This is a genomic window from Algoriphagus aestuariicola (assembly GCF_017254835.1).
In the GTDB taxonomy this organism is placed as follows: Bacteria; Bacteroidota; Bacteroidia; order Cytophagales; family Cyclobacteriaceae; genus Algoriphagus; species Algoriphagus aestuariicola.
Map to the genome: position 1 here is coordinate 1 of NZ_JAFKCW010000045.1, position 330 is coordinate 330.

A 330-nucleotide genomic window follows, 5' to 3' on the forward strand; every position below is an offset into this window, starting at 1 on the left:
GTGACGATCTGGCGGCAGGATGAGCCCCTGACGCTGGCCGCGCTGCCGGTGCGTGAAGGGTGGCAGCCGCCGGATGGCCGGCCGACCGAGGAACAACAGGCGATCTTGACGGCGCTGCTGCAGGCCGAGTCCGGCGTGTGGGTGCTGACCGCCGCCCGCGGCCGCGGCAAATCGACGCTGGCGGGCATGCTGGTGGCGCAGTCGCCGCTGACCTGCTGGATCACCGGGCCGAGCCGCGCCGCCACGGCGGTGGCCGGAGAATGGGCGCAGGGGCGCGCGCAGTTTTGGGCGCCCGATGCCTTGTTGGCGCAGTGCCGGGAAGGCGACGTC

Annotated in this window: 1 pseudogene; it reads left to right on the plus strand. The window is 73.6% G+C overall.

Features of this window, described 5'->3' with window-relative positions:
- A pseudogene (locus J0A67_RS23595) lies at nucleotides 1–330 on the plus strand (hypothetical protein); the annotation flags it as partial.